Genomic DNA, 2,520 nt, shown 5'->3' on the forward strand with positions numbered 1-2,520 from the left:
ACCAGCCGGGCCAGAGCGGCTCGGGCCCCACCGAGCAGGCAGTCGGCACCAAGGAAGTCATCACCCACGACGTCTAGGAGTCAGCGACCCTGCTTCCCGACGACGTGGCTCCAGTCCCCCACCAGAATCATCCAAAGAAAGAGAAATGGAATGCGTAACTTCGGAAAATCCCTTGCAGCACTCACTGCAATTTCAGCATTGGCGCTGACGTCCTGCGGCCGTGAGGACACCGGCACGGCAACCGGGACCGACGGCGGCACCGAGAGCACCTGTGAAGGCTTCGAGGAGGGTGCAGCCATCGGCGTGGCGCTCCCCCAGAAGACCTCGGAGAACTGGGTCCTGGCCGAGCAGCTGTTCAACGACGGGCTCACGGAATCAGGCTACGAGCCGTCCGTGCAGTTCGCCAACGGCGGCGTGTCGGAGCAGCAGGCTCAGATCAGCTCGATGATCACCAACGGCGTCGAGGTCCTCGTTGTCGGTGCGATCGACGGCGCCCAGCTGGGCAACCAGTTGCAGCAGGCGAAGGACGCCGGCATCACGGTCCTTGCCTACGACCGCCTGCTCACCAACACCGAGAACGTCGACTACTACGTGGCCTACGACAACTTCAAGGTGGGCGAGCTCCAGGGCCAGGCCCTGCTAGACGGCCTGGCGGAGCGCAAGGGCGAGGCTCCGTACAACATCGAGCTGTTCGCCGGCTCCCCCGACGACGCCAACGCCCAGGTCTTCTTCGACGGCGCCATGAGCGTTCTCCAGCCCAAGATCGACGACGGCACGCTGAACGTGGTCTCGGGCCAGACCTCGTTCGATCAGGCGGTGACCCAGGGCTGGAAGGCCGAGAACGCGCAGCGCCGCATGGACACCCTCCTCAGCGGCAACTACGCGTCCGAGGAACTTCACGGCGTGCTGTCCCCGAACGACACCCTGGCCCGCGCCGTCCTGACCTCGGTCGCGGCCGCCGGCAAGGAGACCCCGGTCGTCACCGGCCAGGACTCCGAGGTGGAGTCCGTCAAGTCGATCATGGCGGGCGAGCAGTACTCCACGATCAACAAGGACACCAGCAACCTGGTGGAGCAGACCATCACGATGGTCGGAGCCCTCGGAGCCTGTGAAGAGGTCGAGGTCAACGACACGGAGTCGTACGACAACGGCGTGAAGGTTGTCCCCGCCTACCTGCTCGAGCCACAGATCGTCACCGAGGCGAACGCCGCCGAGGCCTACGCCGACGACCCCACGCTCGCCGAGCTGGTCAAGTAACCCTTCCGGACTAACGGCGCCCTCTCGAAGAGACGTCCAACCGAAAAGCTCCGGGCTGCAGCTGCAGCCCGGAGCTTTTTGCATGCTCACCGGTGCGGGGTGGACGGCCTGGGACCAAGCGGCAAGGATGGAGGCATGTCGACTCCCCGCCTCGTACGTCCCCCATGCGTTGAACCAGGTGCCCCGAGCCCCGCTGCGGCGACGGGCAGGCCTTTGCGTTGGGGAGTGGTGTCGACCGGGGGCATTGCTGCCAAGGTCACCGCCGATATCGCGCTGCTCGAGGACGCCGTCCTTCACGGGGTCAGCTCACGGAATGCCGACAGCGCCGCAGAGTTCGCCGGGCGCTTCGGCTTCGAGACGAGCCATTCCGACTCCGACGGCGTGCCCGGCTACCAGCACCTCTTCGACGACCCGCTGGTGGACGTCGTCTATGTCGCCACCCCGCACGCCCAGCACTACGAGGTGGCCAAGGCCGCGCTGAACAGCGGCAAGCACGTGCTCTGCGAAAAGACTTTCACGATCAACGCGCGGGAAGCCGAAGAGCTCATCACCCTGGCCGGGGAAAAGAACCTGTTCCTCATGGAGGCGGTGTGGTCGCGGTTCCTGCCGAGCATCAACCGTGCGTGGGACATCATTCACTCCGGCGAGCTGGGCCGGATCGGGTGGGTGCAGGCCGATCTCGGTTTCCCTGCCCCGGCCGACCCCTCGAGCAGGCTGTGGGATCCGCAGGCCGGCGGCGGCGCGCTGCTCGACCTGACCGTCTACCCCCTGACGTGGGCCCTCGGTTCCCTGGGCTTTCCCTCGTCGGTGGCGGCCAGCGGAAACCTCAACGACGACGGCGTCGACACCCAGAATGCCCTCACGCTCGGGTACGAGGGCGGGACGCACGCCCAGCTGACGTCGTCGTTGGTGGCCTCCTGCCCCGGCACCGCGACGGTCGCGGGAAGCAAGGGGTGGCTCCGCACCGGCGGCGGGAATCTGCACAGCCCGGGCGAGCTGATCATCGGCGTCAACCGGGAGGAGCCGCGCGTCGAGACCTTCGGGGTGGTGGGCGGCGGCTACACCTACGAGCTGCGGGAAGTCACCCGATGCATCCAGTCCGGTCTGCTCGAAAGTCCCACCATGCCGCTCGATGACACGCTGCAGACCCTGCGCCTGCTCGACGGCGTTCGGGCGCAGCTCGGTCTGCGCTACGCGAATGATGCGGTGTAGGCTCACCCCACCCCGCGCTGATTAAGCACCTGTGGCTGCTAACCCGACCGG

Annotated in this window: 2 protein-coding genes; both read left to right on the plus strand. The window is 66.6% G+C overall.

The window, feature by feature from the left end:
• Nucleotides 1-150: 150 nt before the first annotated feature.
• On the plus strand, nt 151-1,257 hold the full coding sequence (locus tag Y705_RS0113010) for a substrate-binding domain-containing protein (RefSeq protein WP_026533170.1): 1,107 nt from the start codon (nt 151-153) through the stop codon (nt 1,255-1,257).
• Between the two features lie 135 nt (nt 1,258-1,392).
• Complete coding sequence (locus Y705_RS0113015) at nt 1,393-2,469, plus strand: Gfo/Idh/MocA family protein (RefSeq protein WP_026533171.1); 1,077 nt, start codon at nt 1,393-1,395, stop codon at nt 2,467-2,469.
• Nucleotides 2,470-2,520: the final 51 nt, after the last annotated feature.

It is taken from the genome of Arthrobacter sp. H41, assembly GCF_000520535.1.
In the GTDB taxonomy this organism is placed as follows: Bacteria; Actinomycetota; Actinomycetes; order Actinomycetales; family Micrococcaceae; genus Arthrobacter_D.

Coding starts and splice junctions, on each gene's coding strand:
- Y705_RS0113010 (WP_026533170.1), top strand. CDS start 151: ATGCGTAACTTCGGAAAATCCCTTGCAGCACTCACTGCAATTTCAGCA.
- Y705_RS0113015 (WP_026533171.1), top strand. CDS start 1,393: ATGTCGACTCCCCGCCTCGTACGTCCCCCATGCGTTGAACCAGGTGCC.